Genomic DNA, 15,658 nt, shown 5'->3' with positions numbered 1-15,658 from the left:
GCCGGAAAGGGCTTTCGGCTGGGTCATGGTTTGGTCCTTGAGGAGGGGGCTACGCGCGGCGGTGACTTCGAATCACACCATCGCGAGGTTCGCTTTTTGTGCCAAAATAGCGTTGCGATGTCAAGGATAATGTGCCAAAACGGTTAGCGTAAGTGTTCTCAGGAACCGATGTGAGGCGATCGGTTAGCGGCCGATCGCCTCTCGCACTCTCAAGGCTTCAGCGTCTGCCCGGAGACCTTCGCGCTGCCGGTCAGCGCCATCGTGCCGGCATCGGTGCCGATCGCGACGTCGTAGTTGCCCGAGGGGATCACCCAACCGGACTTGCGCGTATCGTAGCTGGCCAACAGGCGGGGGTCGGCGGTCAGCGTGACCCGCTTGCTCTCGCCCGGGGCGAGATCGATTTTCTCGAACGCCAGCAACCGTCGCTCCGCCCCGCCGGGCTTGCCGGTAAGATAGAGCTGGACCACGTCCTTGCCCGGCTTGCTCCCGGTATTGGTCACAGTGACGCTGGCGGTAATCGTCTTGCCGCCCTTCACCTCGAGCTGGTCGTGGCCGAAGCTGGTGTAGCTCAGGCCGTGGCCGAACCAGTACTGCGGGGTGAGCGAGCGGCGGGCGAACCAGCGATAGCCGATGTCGGCGCCCTCGATGGTGTAGTCGACTGTCACGCGGTCGTTCGGTCCGGCGCCGGTGCCGGGGATCACCGGGCGGGGCAGCTGGCTTTCGTCCTTCGCCCAGGTCAGCGGCAGGCGGCCCGAGGGATTGACCTCGCCAGTCAGCACCCGAGCGATTGCCTCGCCACCGCGTTGACCCGAATACCAAGCCTGCACGATGGCGCCGACCTTGTCCTTCCACCGCAGGTTCACCGGGTTGCCGGTCTGCAGCACGACCACCGTGTTGGGATTGGCCGCGGCGACCGCTTCGATCAGAGCGTCCTGGCCATAGGGCAGGTCCATGCTCGGCACGTCCTCGCCTTCGCCGGAGGGCTGGTAGACGAACACGATGGCTACATCCGCGTCGCGCGCAGCGGCAGCGGCTGCGGCGGGATAGGCGCCGCTGTCGAAGCTGACCCGCGCATCTTTGAACCGCTCACGCAAAGCGCCGAGCGGCGCGGAGGGGTGGAACACGACGTTGGCGAACATCCCCATCATGCCTTCGCCGCCAAGCGGAACGCTGCGCAGGGGCGCGCCCGGTGCCCGCCAAGGGCTCGAGACTTGCGACGAACCGGTGCCCGAGGGAACGCCTCCGTCGGCGTGGCCACCGATGATGGCGATGTGCTTTGCCCCGGCGGCGAGCGGCAGCACGCCGTTGCGGTTCTGCAGGAGGACGATGGCCTCTTCGGCTTCGTGCTGGGCGATGGCCGCGTGGGCGGCATAGTCGATCGCGCCCTTGGCGTTTTCACGGTCGAACAGTCCGGCGGCGAACATCGCCGTCAACACGCGGCGGGTGGCGTCGTCCACTCGCGCGGTCGGAATGGTGCCCGCGGCCACGCCGTCCTTGAGCGGCTTGTCGAACCACACCTGCTTGTCGAGCTGCTCGCCCGACTGCTGGTCGAGCCCGGCGGTGAAGGCGCCGACTTCGTGCACCGCGCCCCAGTCGGACATGACGAAGCCCTTGTAGCCCCAGTCGCGCTTGAGGACCTGGTTGAGCAGCCAGTCGTGTTGGCAGCCGTAAGTGCCGTTGACGAGGTTGTAGGAGCACATCACCGAGCCTGGCTGGCCGCGCTCAATGGCAATCTGGAACGCGAGCAGGTCGCTTTCGCGCGCCGCCGCCTCGCCGATCACGGAATCGGCGGTCATGCGGTTGTGCTCCTGCCCGTTGAGGGCGAAGTGCTTCACGGTGGAGATCACGCCGTTGGACTGAATGCCGCGCACCGATTCACCGGCGAGGATACCGGCGAGCAGCGGGTCTTCGCCGACGTACTCGAAGTTGCGGCCGTTGCGCGGATCGCGCAGCAAGTTGACGCCGCCGGCCAGCTGGACGTTGATCTGCTTGGCGCGCGCCTCGCTGCCGACCATGCGGCCGCCTTCGTAGGCGATTGCCGGATTGAACGTGGCCGCCAGGGCGAGGCTCGACGGCAGCGCGGTCGACATGTCCTCCGCCCCGCGCACCAGCATGGGGTTGGTTACGCCGAGGCTGGCGTCGCTTTCCTGCAGGGCCGGAATGCCGAGGCGGGCGTTACCGGCGATGTAGCCGGCCGATCCGATCGCGCCGGGTGGAAGCGGGCCCGGGCCGAACGACATGCCCATCGGCCCGTGGAGCAGGGCGACTTTCTCGTCGAGCGTCATCAGTGCGAGCAGGAGCTCGGTGCGCTTTTCGGGCGAGAGGGTGGCGTCCATCCACGGCCGGGCGGTGGCGGCGCGTTCCTGGGCGACGATCGGGGCGGCCGTCAGGGTGGTAATGCCGCCCAGCAGGGCAACTGCGAGCTTCAGCGATTTCATGGATTTGGTCTCCGGACTTAGCGGGCTGCGGCGTCGAGTTCGGCGCCCCAGGGATCCTTCCCGGGAACGGCCTTGCCGTTGGTGGCAAAGTCCATGATCTCGTCTTTCGAACGGTCGTATTTCGGCCAGGCGGGGAGGCCCGCGCCATTGGGATTGCCGGTCTTGGCGAAGTTCACCAGGTAAGCGCTGATCGCCTCGCCCATGGCGTTGTCGCGCGGGGTGGTGCGGTCCTCGTACTTGATCGCCTGGGTGTCGAAGAAGAACGGGATGTCGCTGGCGTGGCCGGCGCCATCCTGGGCCGGAGCGCCTGCCGGTCCCGGAGGCGGGTTCTCGGCGACGTAGGAGAAGCGATAGGCGTAGACCGGTACGCCCTTGCCGGCGATGACCGTCGAGATGTTGCGGGCACCTGCGATCATCGGGCCGGTCTTGCCGCCGATGTCGGCGCTGGTCGCTCCGATCATGATCGGCACATGCGCGAACTGGCCCGAGCGATAGGCCGCGCCTGCGTCCATCGCGAGCTTGCCGTCGGCAAAGGGGCTGGCGAACGTGCGCGGGCCATTGGGGGCGAACAGAGCCATCATGCTGAGGCCGTCGGTCACTTGCTCAGCACTGAGCGCGCGGAGCTTGGCCAGAGCCTGCGGATCGTTCGCGGCGATGCCGAACTTCTGCGCGAAAGTGCTGCCGACCTCCTCGGTCGAGGCCAGGGTCGAGCCGCCCATGCCGCCACCGTCGCCGCCGGACATCACGACCGCGCGGTCGAACAGGCCCTCGGCCATCGGCGAAGTCACCAGGGCGTGGACCGACATGCCGCCGGCGCTCTCGCCGATGATCGTCACGTTCTCGGGATCGCCGCCGAAGGCCGCGATGTTACGCTTGACCCACTGCAGCGCGGCGAGCTGGTCCATGTAGCCGTAGTTGCCCAGCAGCCCGCCATCCTCGTTGGCCTTGGTCAGGGCTGGATGGGCGAATGTCCCGAAGCGCCCGACGCGGTAGTTGGCGCTGACGAACACCACGCCCTGCTTGGCCAATTCAGCACCCGAATAGGTCGGCGGAGAGGCGCCGCCGTTCACGAAGCCGCCGCCGTAGATCCAGAACACCACCGGCAGCTTGCCCTTGGCCCCCGCCGGGCGCCACACGTTGGTATAGAGGCAATCCTCGGCGGGAGGGGTGCCGAGCGGCGCCGCATCGCTGGGGAAGGGCACCTGCATGCAGTCGTTGCCATAGGCGCTGGCGTCACGCGCGCCCTGCCAGTGCGCCGCGGGCTGCGGGTTGCGCCAGCGCAGATCGCCCACAGGCGGGGCGGCGAAGGGGATGCCCTTCCAGCTCAGCACGCCGTCCGCGGACGTGCCCTTGAGCGCGCCGCTCTCGACCGTGACGGAGGTGTCTTGGGCAAGAGCCGGGCTTACCAGGCAAGCAGACGCAACCAGCGCGATGAACGGCAGAACTCTTCTCATGCAACCCTCTCCCAAGACATTGGCGTAGAGGTCACCGTCCACTCGGCGTACTCTCTCGCGCTTCCCTCTTACACCAGCTTTGGCGGGAGACAACGTTGTCTTAGCGAGGCGCGTCGCATCAGGCACGCGCGCTGGCCCGGCGGAGCATTTGCTGGCATACGATCTCCGGGGGAACGGAGAACGAGCGGTCAAATGGCGACCCAGAAGCGGCGTCCAACCATCATCGACATCGCCAAGAAAGCGGACGTATCGTTCAAGACCGTGTCGCGGGTGTTGAACGACCATCCGCGAGTGGCCGCGGATCTGCGCGAGCGCGTGCTGAAAGCCATGGCCGAGCTCAACTATCAGCCCAGCCTCGCCGCTCGCTCGCTGGCCGGCCGCCGCGGTTATTCGATCGCGCTGTTGGTCGACCAGTCTGAGTTCTTCCGCGAAGACGACGCCAACGCCTATTTCGCGCCATACCTCGTCGACCTTCAGGCCGGCGCGCTGACCGCTTGCCGCGAGTTCGGTTATCACTTCTTCGTCGAGCCCTACGACTTCGGCGCCGACGCCTTCCCGGGTGCCTTGCGCGCCCAATTGTCGAAGGTCGCGCTCGATGGCGTGATCCTTGCGCCCCCTTCGTCGGATAGGCTCGCCCTGCTCGACGCGCTCGAGGACATGGAAATACCCTATGTCCGGATCGCGCCGGGCACCGAGACAGAGCGCTCACCGTCGGTCTCCACCCACGAGTACGAGGGAACGGTGGCGATGGCGGAGCATCTGGTTTCGCTGGGTCATCGCCGGATCGGCATGATCTGCGGGCCCGAGACCCATATTGCCGCCGGCGTCCGTCTGGTCGCGTTCCGAAAAGCTCTGGAGGGCAAGGCCGAACTGATCCTTCACCCTGGAGACTTCACTTTCGCGGGCGGACTGGAGGCAGGCCGGGCTTTGCTCGATCGGGCGGATCGGCCGACGGCGGTATTCGCCGCCAACGACTTCATGGCAGCAGGAGCCATCGTCGCAGCGACTAGCCTGGGACTGCAGGTTCCGCGCGACGTTTCGATCACCGGCTTCGACGATTCCGCGATCGCCAATTTCATCTGGCCGCCGCTAACCACCGTGCGTCAGCCGATCCGAGCCATGGCGCGCGCGGCGATCGAATATCTCGTCGCTGTCGCCAGCGAGCGCGACAACCCAGAGCCGCGGACCGAACTTCCGCTCAAGCTGGTCATCAGGGAGTCCAGCGCCCCACCGTCGGGCGTGGCCGACAACGCCGATAGCTGAACTGACGCCCTCGGCCGCTTTACATTCTCGGCAACTTCGGACAGCGTTGTCTCAATTAGCCACGGGCGCAGCGCAGGTTTGTTCGCTTTCCCGAAGGTCCAGCCCGCCGGAGGGAAGAGGAACGATGACGCCGTATTCACTGCGAACGAAAGCCTGCACGGCGCTGGCGCTGGTCCTGGCCATCGGCTGCGCCGGATCGGCCTCGGCGCAGACCGAGATAGGCCTCCGTTCAAAGCCTTCGATCGAGGTCGATGGACAGAAGTTCCGCGATCTCGACGGTGACGGAAAGCTCGCGCCGTTCGAGGACTGGCGCCTCGACCCGCACAAGCGCGCTGAGGATATCGTGGCGCGGATGACCTTGGCCGAGAAAGTCGGGGCGCTGATGCACTCGACGCTTCCGGGTTTGGGTGGGACGCTGGGACGGTCGGATAGCTACGACCTCGAGGCCCTCGGCAAACTCGTGCGCGACAAGCATGTGACGAGCTTCATCACCCGCCTGTCGATTGCGCCGGCCGACCTCGCGCGGGCCAACAACACGGTGCAGGAACTGGCAGAGAGCACGCGGCTCGGCATTCCGATCACGATCAGCACCGATCCGCGCAATCATTTCCAGTACGTCCTCGGCGCTGCCGAGAACGCCAACGGCGTGACGCAGTGGCCGGAACTGCTCGGCTTTGCGGCCCTGCGCGATCCAGCGCTGGTCAGGCAGTTCGGCGACATTGCCCGCAAGGAATACCGCGCTGTCGGCATCCACATGGCGCTTTCGCCGCAGCTCGACTTGCTGACCGAACCGCGCTGGCCGCGCGGCACAGGGACTTTCGGCAGCGATCCTGCGCTCGTTAGCGAACTCGGCGGGGCCTATGTCGCCGGTCTCCAGGGCGGGAGTGCCGGTTTGCAGCCCAACGGGGTGATGACCGTGGTCAAGCATTGGGTCGGCTACGGCGCTCAGCCAGAGGGCTTTGACGCGCATAACTACTACGGCCGCTTCGCCCGGTTGGATGGATCGCTGGAGCAGCACATCGCTGCCTTCCGCGGCGCGCTGGACGCTAAGGCAGCAGGCGTCATGCCGGCCTATCCGATCCTGACCGATGTCGCGCTCGATGGAAAAGCGCTCGAAGCGGTTGGGCCGGGCTTCAGCCGGCAGCTGCTCGAAGGCCTGCTGCGCGGGCGCGAGGGTTTCGAGGGGATCATCCTGTCCGACTGGGCGATCACCCGCGACTGCACCGTTGGCTGCAGCGCCCCCACGCCATCGGCTCCGCAGCGGCCGCAGGACATCGCGACGTCATGGGGCGTGGAGGGACTGTCGGTCGGCCAGCGCTATGTGAAGGGGCTGCAAGCGGGGCTCGATCAGTTCGGCGGGACCGATGAAGTCCAGCCGTTGATCGATGCCGTGAACAAGGGCGAGGTGTCCGAGGCTCGTCTCGACCAGAGCGTGATGCGGATCATGCTGCCCAAGTTCGAGCTCGGCCTGTTCGATAATCCCTACGTGGTTCCCGAGCAGGCGGCGCAGTCGCTCGGCATGGCCGACGACATAGCTCTGGCGCGCCAGACCCAGCGCGAGGCGCAGGTCCTGCTGCAGAACCGTGGTGGCTTGCTGCCGGTTGCTGCTGCCGGGAAGAAGGTCTGGCTCTTCGGCATGGCGCCTGAAGCGGCAAAGGCGGCGGGCCTCGTGGTGGTCGATGATCCCAAGGATGCCGACTTCGCGATTGTGAGGGCAGAAACGGCGTCAGAGATGCTGCACCCGGATCACTTCTTCGGAAGTCGCCAGAAGGAGGGCAGGCTCGATTTCCGTGATGGCGACCCGGCCTATGAAGCCTTGAAGCGAGCAAGCGCCAGCGTCCCGACAGTCCTGGCGATCTTCCTCGACCGGCCGGCGATCCTCACCAACGTCCAGGACAAGGCATCGGTGATCCTCGGCAACTTCGGGGCCGACGATGCTGCGGTGCTCGATGTGGTCCTGGGCAAGGCCAGGGCGAAGGGGAAGCTGCCGATGGAACTTCCCCGCTCGATGGAGGCAGTCGAAGCGCAGAAGCCCGGCGTAACTGACGATTCCGTCGATCCGCTCTTTCCGCGTGGCGCGGGTATCGTCGGCTAACTGCCCGCGCGCTGCCGTGCCTTCAGCGTTGCCGCCAATCTCGCGAGCCCATCCTCGGTCCAGCCTGGCGGCTCGGTCACGGCAACCCAGGCATCGAGGTAGTGCTCGGCCGCGAACACGTGCCCGGTGCCGGGCGGCGTGCTCATCCCAGTGATCATGTCCACGCCCATTTGCGTGAAAGTGACTCCGGGTATCCACACGAATGACGGCGAGACATCAGGGGCGCGCTTGCCCCGCATCCACTCCGGCTCGCGGTAGAAGGAACTCGGCTCGAAGAAGGTGATCGGGTCGCTGCCGTACTGCAGATAGACGATCCGCATCGGGCCCCACCGCGCGCCGGGTTGGTTCAGCTGGTTCTCCTGGTTAGTGAACCGCACGATCGAGCCGTCACGGAAGCGCGGCAGCCAGACCGGTGATCCGGGCTCGCGGTTCTGGGTCGCCGAATTCCACAGCGGACTGGGGAAGGGCGGGCCAGCCCAGACGGCGCCCTGGATGGGATCCTCGATCACGTCGAACAGATCCATCGAGCTTTCCGAGCTCAAGGCGCCGAGGCTCAGCCCATAGAGGTACAGCCGCGGGCGACTATCCTTGGGCAGCGTTTTCCAGTGGTCGTAGACCTGCCGGAACAGGGCCTTGGCGCTATCGCTGCCGTAATTCGGTTCGACCAGCAACGAGAGCCAGCTGGCGAGATAAGAGTACTGGATCGCCACGCTCGCCACGTCGCCGCGGTGCAGGTACTCCAAGGTATCGACGGCGGCTGCGTCGACCCACCCCGTGCCGGTTGGGGCGATCACCACCAGCACCGACTTGTCGAACCCTCCGACCCGCTTGAGTTCGGCGAGGGCGAGCCTGGCCCGTTCTTCGACAGTGTCCGCCGAGTTGAGCCCAGCGTAGACCCGGATGGGCTGCTGGACTGCACCACCGGCCAACTGCGCGATATCCTCAATCGAAGGACCCGAGCCGATGTACTCGCGCCCCTGTCGGCCCAGGCTGTCCCAGGCGATCAGCGACGCGGCGCTTCCGGTCTTCAGCGTCGAGGTTGGCGCAGGCGCCTCGCGTTCGATCAGGGCATCGAGTTCGCGGAACGAGGAATCCATCATGTGCAGGCCGGTCCGGAACACGATGCCGGTCACGACCGCCCACAGGACGATCGCCGCGACCAGCGCGCTGAGCAGGACTGTGACCTTGCGCGGGAAGTGGCTGTCGAGCCACTTGGCCGAGCGGCGGAACACGATCCTTAGCCCCACGCCGCAAAGGAACAGCAGGCCGAAAGTAATCACGCTCACGAGGGCGACGGTGACCGAGTTCCAGCGCGACCAGGGCTCCATGCCGAACAGCGTGCGAATGTCGTTCTGCCAGCCCATCGAAAGCCACAGGAAGACCACCGCGATCAGCCCCAGCACGCCGACAATGATCTGCCATCCGCGGGGATGGGCAGGGTGCACCGTGTAGCCAAGGTAGGTCCACAGGCCGCGCAGGGCGAGGCCTAGGACATAACCAGCAGCAAGACCCAGCCCCGCCAATACGCCGAGCAGCAACGGGGGGCGGGGGGTCAGGCTCGGGGTGAGGGAGGCCGCGAAGAGAAGCGTCCCGATGGCAAGGCCGAACAAGGACCTGCCTGCGAGCCAGTTCTGAAGTGTTCGAGCCCTGAGTAATCCGGCCATGCCCAAACTCTATGAAGCGGCCCGATAGAATCCATGGGGGTAATTCCGGATAGGGCTCAGGACTTTCCTCAGACCTGTCTCGGCATCAGCTTTGTGCGGGACCGCAGTAGCTGTCGATGAACTGCTGGTGGCTCGGCATGGCGGCCACCCGTGCCGCGACCATTTGCCCGGCGTCCTCCAGCGTCTGCTTGAGCCGCCCGTCCTTCATCAGGGCGCCGACGCGGTTCCAGCCTTGCGGGGTCATGCGCTGGCCGAGCAGGACCTGGATCCAGCTGTCGACGCGGAAGATCTCGTTGGTGGACTGCCAAGCTTGGGCGCCTTGCGCGAAGGACTCCATTCGTTCGCGCAGGGTGTCGGGCACGTCGAGGTTGCGCATGTACTGCCAGAAGCTCGTGTCATCGCGTTCGGTCAGGTGGTAGTGCAGGATGATGAAGTCGCGCACCCGCTCGATTTCGTTCTGCGACAACTCATTAAAGCGTTCGCGCTGTGCAGAGCTGTCGGGCCCGAACGGGAACAGCTGGATCAGCCGGGTGATGCCGATCATGATGAGGTGGATCGTGGTCGACTCCAGCGGCTCAACGAAGCCGCCCGCAAGCCCGATGCCGACGCAGTTGCCGACCCAGGCCTGGCGGTGGCGGCCGGTGCGGAAGCGGATCGGGAAGGGATCGCGTAGCGGGCGGCCTTCGAGCGTGGCCAGGAACTGATCGAGCGCCGGCTGGGCCTCCATATGCTCGCTGGCGTAGACGAACCCGGCACCCATGCGATGCTGCAGCGGGATGCGCCATTGCCAGCCTCCACCGTGAGCGATGGCGCGGGTGTAGGGATAGGCGTCACCGACGCCCTCGCTCTGGGTTGCCCAGGCGGAGTTGGTCGGCAGCCACTTGCCCCAGTCCTCGAACGGGGTCTCCAGCGTTTGGCCGAGCAGCAGCGAGCGGAAGCCGGTGCAATCGATGAAGAGGTCGCCGGTGAGGCGGGTGCCATCCTCCAGGACCAGCACGGCGATGTCGCCGCTCTCGCCGTCGCGTTCGACATTGGCGATTTTGCCCTCGATCCGGGTGACCCCATCGTTCTCCGCGATCCGGCGGAGGAACTTGGCGTAGAGGCTGGCGTCGAGGTGATAGGCGTAGTTGAGCTTGGGATCGCCCTTGAGGTCCATCCGGTGCAGGCGCGCGGCTTCGTGCTCCAGGTAGTACTCGCCGATCTCACCGGCTTCCCCGCGAGCGCGGGCTTCGAGCCAGAAGTGCTGGAAGTCGGCCATCCACGTCCGCATCGGCATGGTGCCGAAACTGTGCAGGTAACGGTCGCCGTCGCGGGCCCAGTTCTCGAACGAGATCGCCAGCTTGAAGGTCGCCCGGCTCGCCTTCATGAACGCCTGCTGGTCGATCTTGAGGAACTCGTGGAAGGCGCGCGCCGTGGGGATGGTCGACTCTCCGACGCCGATCGTGCCGATCTCTTCGGACTCAACCAGCGTGACCTCGACCAGGCTGCCTAGCTGGCGTGCCAGTGCAGTCGCAGTGACCCATCCCGCGGTGCCGCCCCCTGCTACAACTACTCGGCGCGGTGCAGGGCGGTCGGTCATCGTTGTAGCTTCCTGGTCACGAGGGCGCGCAGGCGCCGTGCGAGAGTCTCATCGATCGAGGCGAGGGGCCCTTGGGCGGCTTCAGGCAAATGCTTGCGCGGCGTTTCCGGGTCGCCGAACACGTAGTAGTCGAACAGATTGCGCCAGGCGGCTTTCTCATCTGCGGGCCTGTCACGTAGCGACAGCAGGGCGTGGAGCAGCGTGACTTGCGGGCTGTCGACGTAGGCAGGAACGGCGTTCCACCAGAAGTTCACCAGCGCGTTGAAATCGTCGAGCGCCTCGACGTGGTGCCACCACATCGCCGGGTAGACCAGCACATCGCCGGGCTCCATCTCGGCAATCTGGGCGGCTTCGAGCGCGTTGGCGAAGCCGGGGAAGCGGTCGAGGTCGGGTGCGGAGAAGTCGACCATTGAGATGACCTGGCCACCCGGGGTCGGTTCAAGAGGGCCGGGATAGAGGTTGGCTGCCTGTTGCGGCGGGAACAGCGTGAAACGCCTGTGCCCGACGGCGCAGACGGCGATGTTGTGAGAATAATCGAAGTGGCAGGTCGCGGTGGTGCGATTGCCAAGCCAGACTGAGGCAAGGCCGGGGTGCTTCGCGAGGTCCGGGTGAATAGAAGCGAGATCAATCGCGATCTTGTCCCGCAGGCCGGGAAAATAGAGGCTGAGGTCGGTCGAACCGATGTAGATCGCGGGCGCCTCCGCCAGATCGCGCAGCGACAGTATCTCCTGCAGCACCGCATCGAGCGGCTCGCGCGAGGCGGCGAAGTTGAAGCCGTCGACTTGCGGCGTGTAGGCGAACCGCCCCTCGATCTCTGGCACGCCGCGATAGACGACCACCGGTTGGCCCGACCAGCCCGCAACCAGCATGTCCGCGGCTTGCTCGGGCGAAGCGAGGCCGGCCTCGACGAGCGGCCAGGCGGCGGCAGCGCCTTTGAACAGGATGGGCCGTCCGGAACTGACCACCTCGTCCCACCCTGCGCCGTGCGGAAGCGGACCCTCGCGGGTCTCCACATGGCGGCCGGTGAGCGCGGGTTTCGCCATATCAAGCCGCAGCGGCGAGTTTCCGTTGCTTGCGGGCAATCAGGCGCTGCATTGTCCCTAGCGACGAAGCGGCAAAGATGGCCACGTCCAGCAGCCCGGCGGCGTTGAGGCGAGCGAGGGCTTCGCCATCGAGGGCGGCGATCTTTTCCGCGGTGACCGCCAGGTAGCCGTCGAAGTCGATGGTTGAGTGCTCGCTGATCCGCACTTCCAGCTTAACCTCTTCGATCAGGCCGAGTTCGGTGAAAAGTGAGGACAGGGTTTCAGCAGCAGCGGCGCCAGCGCTAAGCGTTCGCAACGCCGACAGGGCGGCGTTGAGTGCCGGCGCGTCGCCACCGTGGGGCTTGAATACGGGGTCGCCGTCCTCTCCCTCGGCGGCGATGCGCGGATGGGCCAGGTCGATGTTGACCACGGCCTCGCCGTCGGAGAAGCCGACTTGGAACGGGCCGCGGCGGTACAGGGCAGGAATGTAGGCGGCGTCCCACCTGCCGCCGTCGAGGAACAGGTTCTCCTCGCGATCGAAGCCAAGGATGGCGACGGGCTGAACTTGGTCGTCCGATACACGGGCGAACAAGATCGGATATTCGCGCTGCACGTCCTGGAACTCGCTGGCGAAGATGGCGACCTGGTTCACGGCCTCGCCAAAATGCGGGCCATGGCCACGGCGCAGCTTTAGGGCGGCGTGTTCGACGTTATCCAGGCGGACTGTAGTGGTCATGGCAGCAATCAACTGTGTTGCAGAATTCGACGCGTCAGCAAAGCGAAAGGCCGTGCCTTGCGGGCACGGCCTTCCCCCTCACCTTACCGGTGACCGCAAGATCAGAACCGGTAGCGTGCGCCGAAGTAGAAGCGCCTGCCCTGCTCGGTGATGAACCACGGCTGGTTCTCCGTGCGGGCGAAGGTTTTCGTGCTCGATTCGGTGATGTTGATCGCTTCGAACGAGAGCGCGATGTTTTCGGTCACATCGTAGCTCAGGTTGAAGTCGAGCTGGTCATAAGCGGCCACGAACACCGGGTTGCGCGAACCGCCACGGCTGTTGTTCGACAGGTAGGAGTCGCGCCAGTTGTAAGCCAGCCGGGCAGAGAAACCGAAGTTCTCGTAGATCAGCGTGACGTTTGCCGTGTCGGACAGGCCGAGCAGGGCGAACTGGTCGGCGCTCGGCGCGGCCAGGATGTCGTAGCCGATATCGCCGTTCACCATCGTATAGGCGCCCGAGATGCCGAGACCCGTATCTCCGAGGAAATACTGACCGGCGATTTCGAGGCCGTAGATGTGACCTTCCTTGTTGTTGACCGGCTTCTGCACCTGGAAGGTGAACAACGGATCGGCGGCGTTCGGCGACACGTTGTAGGCCGTCAGGACCTGGTCAATGAAGGCCTGGCTGAGCGCGCCGTTCGTGAAGTTGGCCTGGAACTGCGCGCTGGCAGCGGCCAGGCCGACCTGGTCGATGAGGGCGGTCATCGTGAACAGGTTCACGTCGGACAAGTCGGCGCCAATACCGCGCAGGTAAGTCGCTGCGTCGCCCGAACGGGTACCTGCTGCGCCCGAACCAGCATCACGCAGGCCGAACAGTTCCTGGTTCTCCTGACCGGTGCCGACGAAGTTGCTCACGCGCTTGTCGAAGAAGCCGGCCGAAACGTAGCTGGTCGGTGCGAAGTAGTATTCGAGCGAAACGTCGAAGTTGTCGGACACCAGCGGCACCAGCAGCGGGTTGCCCGAACGGGCTGACGGCACGCCGCCGAGCAGGGTCGGACGGTTCGGGTTGTTCGACCCGATGTCGACCGCCGAGAACAGCGATCCGAAGTCCGGCCGGGAGATCGTCTTGCCGTAGGAAACGCGACCCTTGATGTCACTCGTGAAGTCGATCGAGAAGTCGAGGGCCGGCAAGATGTGGTCGTAATCGTGATCCAGCTCGTAGTTGATGCTGTTGGCGGCCAAGACCTTGGTGAAGTCGTTGTCCGCATCCCAGCGCAATTCGGAAGGCGGTATGATCACCGAGATCGACGTGGAATTGGTCCGCTCGTAGCGGACGCCGGCAACGATGTTGATCGGCATATGGCTCAGTTCGGTGTTGACCTCGACCTGCGCGTAAGCCGCCCAGATCTGTTCCTTCACAGTGTTGTCCTGTTCACCGTTGACGCTGCCGAAGTTCGGATACTCGTTGCCCAGGAGGGTATAGAGCTGCGTCGCGTCACCCCGGAACGAATTCAGCAGAGCGCCGGTCGCCATCGGGTCGAACTTGTTGAATTTGCACGGCAGGCAGAATTCGCTCACGACGCCCGGAGCGAACTGTTGGACGTCACCAACGTGACCCACACCCCAGTCACCCAGCGCCTGGTAGGTGTCGGTGCGGGTCTGGTTCATGTCGTTGTCGCGATACGCAGCGCCAAAGGTCACGCGGTCGTCGTCACCCATTTCCCAGGCGCCGTCGAAACGGACCTCGATGGTGTCCTGCACCTGACGCGAAGTCGTGCTGCGCGCGACCTGCGAACCGAGGTCCGGCAAGTCGAGAATGCCATTGGCATTGCCGTTGCCGCCCGTCGCGGGATTGTCGTTGAAGGTGATCGACTGGACCGGGAAGCCGTCGATGATTTCCAGCGTCTGGCCGGCAACCCCCTTCTGGGCGATGGCGACGAGAGTCGAAGAGTGGCCGAGCGGGTTGTTCGGCAGCGACTTCGCCTTCGAATAATGACCGTCGAGGTACAGCGTCAGGTTTTCCATCGGCTCGTACTGGAGGTTGAGGCCGAACGACGCGAGACGATCCTCGATCGCACGATACTGCTGCTCGAAGCCGCCGTCCTTGGCGCCCGAGATGATGTCGGTGATCGAAATTGCGGTGGCGACATCGGTGTTGCCGTCAAACCCGACGTTGCTGAACGGCCGGTTGAGCCAGGTCGCCTGGTCGCTGCGCTGTTCTTCCGACTGATTCTGGAAGAACGTACCGTCGGCAGTGATCTGCAACACGTCCGAAGGCTGGAATTGCAGGGTTACCTGGCCGTTGATCCGCTCGCGCTGGAATTCCGAATAGTGCAGGCGCATGTCGTTCGGGAAAGACACCAGGGTGTCGGCCGAGGGTGGGTTGTCGAACGTAGTCGACGCATTCACACGGCCGCGGCTCGGGTCCGAGAACTGCGCGAAGGTTTCGACGTTCCAGTCATTGACCGAGGCCGACGGCGCCGAGTTGTTGCGCCGCTGCCAGCTGCCGAACAGGCCGATGCCGAACTTGCCATCGTCGCTGACCCAGTTGAGCAGGCCGGACACTTCCGGCGTAACGCGAGCAAAGTCGGTGTCGGTGGTGTCATAGACTGCCTTGGCGCCGATCGAGCCACTGAAGCCGGCTTCGCCGTCCAGCGGCTTGCGGGTGACGATGTTGATCGTGGCGCCGATACCGCCCGAGGTGACGGAAGCGCGCGCGGTCTTGTAGACCTCGAGCATGCTCACGCCTTCAGTCGCGACGTTCGAGAAATCGAACGAGCGGGTGGTGCCCGAAACGAAGTCGCCGTTCTGGTCCTGGCCGATCGAGGCGATGCTCGCCGTCGGGATGGCACGGCCGTTGAGAGTGACGAGGTTGTAGCCCGGGCCGAAGCCGCGGACCGTGACCTTCGAACCTTCGCCGTTCACGCGGTCGATCGAAACGCCGGTGATGCGCTGAAGTGATTCGGCGAGGTTGGTGTCAGGGAACTTACCGATGTCTTCGGCCGAAATACCGTCGACGACACCGTGCGATTCGCGCTTCAGGTCGATCGAGCGGTCGAGCGAGGCGCGTACGCCTGTGACGACGATCTCATTCTCCGCAGGCGGAGAATCCTGCGCCATTGCGGCGTTAGCGCTAACAAAACACGTCGCAATAGTGGCGATCGACGCCGACCGAACGAGCGCGGACAAGACTTTGGACCGGTTCATATGACATTCCCTCCCCTGGCTCGTGCCCTATGGGCTACGAGGCAAGCCGTTTAGACTTCGCAGGTAGCGCTACCAAAAGCGGGGTAGCGCTGTCAATCGGGCGTTAAGGTCAAAGCACATCTGTTGCCGTAACTGATGCGTAAAAGCAGCACTACGGGCCTGCGCGATACGCGGGGCCGATGGTTTATTGCTGTTGGGATGGCAGTCTGCGGCGGTGGCCGC

Annotated in this window: 9 protein-coding genes; 2 read left to right on the top strand and 7 right to left on the bottom strand. The window is 65.0% G+C overall.

The window, feature by feature from the left end; all coding sequences use genetic code 11:
- Positions 1 to 209 precede the first annotated feature (209 nt).
- Together ASD76_RS08150 and ASD76_RS08145 are read right to left on the bottom strand one after the other, a co-directional pair.
- Complete coding sequence (locus ASD76_RS08150; protein ID WP_055920972.1) at positions 210 to 2,438, bottom strand: beta-glucosidase; 2,229 nt, start codon at positions 2,436 to 2,438, stop codon at positions 210 to 212.
- 17 nt (positions 2,439 to 2,455) lie between these two features.
- Positions 2,456 to 3,892: a carboxylesterase/lipase family protein gene (locus ASD76_RS08145; protein ID WP_055920969.1), complete on the bottom strand. Its 1,437-nt coding sequence runs from the start codon at positions 3,890 to 3,892 to the stop codon at positions 2,456 to 2,458.
- Between the two features lie 192 nt (positions 3,893 to 4,084).
- Between ASD76_RS08145 and ASD76_RS08140 the strand changes: the two genes are divergently transcribed.
- Positions 4,085 to 5,155: a LacI family DNA-binding transcriptional regulator gene (locus ASD76_RS08140; RefSeq protein ID WP_055920966.1), complete on the top strand. Its 1,071-nt coding sequence runs from the start codon at positions 4,085 to 4,087 to the stop codon at positions 5,153 to 5,155.
- A 124-nt stretch (positions 5,156 to 5,279) separates the two neighbouring features.
- Positions 5,280 to 7,250 carry a glycoside hydrolase family 3 protein gene (locus ASD76_RS08135; RefSeq protein ID WP_055920963.1) on the top strand — a complete coding sequence of 657 codons (1,971 nt, stop codon included), beginning with the start codon at positions 5,280 to 5,282 and terminating at the stop codon, positions 7,248 to 7,250.
- Here ASD76_RS08135 and ASD76_RS08130 read toward each other — a convergent pair.
- The 5 genes from ASD76_RS08130 to ASD76_RS08110 form a co-directional block, all read right to left on the bottom strand.
- Positions 7,247 to 8,914, bottom strand: coding sequence for an alpha/beta hydrolase (locus ASD76_RS08130; RefSeq protein ID WP_055920960.1), 1,668 nt, complete (start codon positions 8,912 to 8,914; stop codon positions 7,247 to 7,249). The genes ASD76_RS08135 and ASD76_RS08130 overlap by 4 nt on opposite strands.
- An 85-nt stretch (positions 8,915 to 8,999) precedes the next feature.
- A complete protein-coding gene (locus tag ASD76_RS08125) occupies positions 9,000 to 10,493 on the bottom strand; it encodes a tryptophan halogenase family protein (RefSeq protein ID WP_055920957.1) in 1,494 nt (497 codons plus the stop codon).
- Positions 10,490 to 11,536 (bottom strand): cupin-like domain-containing protein, encoded by a 1,047-nt coding sequence (locus ASD76_RS08120; protein WP_055920954.1) that lies wholly within the window; start codon positions 11,534 to 11,536, stop codon positions 10,490 to 10,492. Before ASD76_RS08120 ends, ASD76_RS08125 begins: the two co-directional genes overlap by 4 nt.
- A gap of 1 nt (position 11,537) precedes the next feature.
- Positions 11,538 to 12,251, bottom strand: coding sequence for a SapC family protein (locus tag ASD76_RS08115; RefSeq protein ID WP_055920951.1), 714 nt, complete (start codon positions 12,249 to 12,251; stop codon positions 11,538 to 11,540).
- Between the two features lie 101 nt (positions 12,252 to 12,352).
- Positions 12,353 to 15,436 (bottom strand): TonB-dependent receptor, encoded by a 3,084-nt coding sequence (locus ASD76_RS08110; protein WP_055920948.1) that lies wholly within the window; start codon positions 15,434 to 15,436, stop codon positions 12,353 to 12,355.
- Positions 15,437 to 15,658: the final 222 nt, after the last annotated feature.

It is taken from the genome of Altererythrobacter sp. Root672 (assembly GCF_001427865.1).
Lineage (GTDB): Bacteria > Pseudomonadota > Alphaproteobacteria > Sphingomonadales > Sphingomonadaceae > Croceibacterium_A.
Note: the sequence above shows the minus strand (reverse complement) of the source record. Positions and strands in the feature narration are given on the sequence as shown.

Excerpts from the sequence above, each read along its gene's own strand:
- ASD76_RS08150 (WP_055920972.1), bottom strand. The coding sequence starts at position 2,438 with ATGAAATCGCTGAAGCTCGCAGTTGCCCTGCTGGGCGGCATTACCACC.
- ASD76_RS08145 (WP_055920969.1), bottom strand. The coding sequence starts at position 3,892 with ATGAGAAGAGTTCTGCCGTTCATCGCGCTGGTTGCGTCTGCTTGCCTG.
- ASD76_RS08140 (WP_055920966.1), top strand. The coding sequence starts at position 4,085 with ATGGCGACCCAGAAGCGGCGTCCAACCATCATCGACATCGCCAAGAAA.
- ASD76_RS08135 (WP_055920963.1), top strand. The coding sequence starts at position 5,280 with ATGACGCCGTATTCACTGCGAACGAAAGCCTGCACGGCGCTGGCGCTG.
- ASD76_RS08130 (WP_055920960.1), bottom strand. The coding sequence starts at position 8,914 with ATGGCCGGATTACTCAGGGCTCGAACACTTCAGAACTGGCTCGCAGGC.
- ASD76_RS08125 (WP_055920957.1), bottom strand. The coding sequence starts at position 10,493 with ATGACCGACCGCCCTGCACCGCGCCGAGTAGTTGTAGCAGGGGGCGGC.
- ASD76_RS08120 (WP_055920954.1), bottom strand. The coding sequence starts at position 11,536 with ATGGCGAAACCCGCGCTCACCGGCCGCCATGTGGAGACCCGCGAGGGT.
- ASD76_RS08115 (WP_055920951.1), bottom strand. The coding sequence starts at position 12,251 with ATGACCACTACAGTCCGCCTGGATAACGTCGAACACGCCGCCCTAAAG.
- ASD76_RS08110 (WP_055920948.1), bottom strand. The coding sequence starts at position 15,436 with ATGAACCGGTCCAAAGTCTTGTCCGCGCTCGTTCGGTCGGCGTCGATC.